The sequence below is a fragment of the Actinomycetota bacterium genome (assembly GCA_030019255.1).
In the GTDB taxonomy this organism is placed as follows: domain Bacteria; phylum Actinomycetota; class Geothermincolia; order Geothermincolales; family RBG-13-55-18; genus Solincola_A.
The window spans coordinates 1-258 of sequence record JASEFK010000038.1 but is presented as its reverse complement, the minus strand read 5'-3'; the positions used below and the strand labels follow the sequence as shown (position 1 = coordinate 258).

1 protein-coding gene is annotated in these 258 nt (G+C 67.8%); it reads right to left on the bottom strand.

Translation table 11 applies throughout. The annotated features are described in order from the left end of the window. Positions 1-258: chorismate-binding protein (locus QME84_12745; GenBank protein MDI6875131.1), on the bottom strand; the 258-nt coding region annotated here is incomplete at both ends.

The window sequence follows — 258 nt, the reverse complement described above, 5'->3', positions numbered from 1 at the left end:
GGCGAGATCCACGAGCATGACGTGTTCTGCCTGCTCCTTCTCGTCGCGCAGCAGCTCCTCCTCGAGCCTCCGGTCCTCGTCGGGCGTCGCTCCCCTGGGCCTGGTCCCGGCGATGGGGCGGATCACCACCCGGTCTCCGCGGCGGCGGACCATGGGCTCGGGCGAGGAGCCGATGAGGTACAGGTCTCCGAAGCGGAGGAAGAACATGTAAGGGGAGGGGTTCTCCGACCTCAGGCTGCGGTAGACGGAAAAGGGGGA